This is a genomic window from Bacillus timonensis (genome assembly GCF_000285535.1).
Taxonomy (GTDB): domain Bacteria; phylum Bacillota; class Bacilli; order Bacillales; family Bacillaceae_L; genus Ferdinandcohnia; species Ferdinandcohnia timonensis.
In genome coordinates this window covers 1-291 of record NZ_CAET01000108.1, presented here as the reverse complement: position 1 = coordinate 291, position 291 = coordinate 1, and the positions used below count along the sequence as shown (strand labels likewise).

Sequence of the window (291 nt, the reverse complement as noted above, 5' to 3'; positions counted from 1 at the left end):
AAGTCCATTTTACCAAATAATGATACCAAAGGAATCATAACTGATTGAAATGGAATTAACATAGCTGCGATAAAAAGGAAGAAAACCAGACCACTGACTTTTCCTTTGCGACGATTTAAAGCATATGCTGCCATTGAAGAAAATAGAATAATGACCGCCACTCCTAATACTGAAGAGATGTTGCTTAAAGCACAAGGTACAAAACAAGAATAAAGAAATTGGACGTTCATAAATGGGCTTAGCTACTTAAGTGGCTAAGCTTTTTATTTTGCAAAAAAAAGAGTGCCTTGG

At 35.1% G+C, this 291-nt stretch carries 1 pseudogene; it reads right to left on the bottom strand.

Annotated features, from left to right (window positions below):
- A pseudogene (locus BTHG_RS27185) lies at positions 1–230 on the bottom strand (carbohydrate ABC transporter permease); the annotation flags it as partial.
- Positions 231–291: the final 61 nt, after the last annotated feature.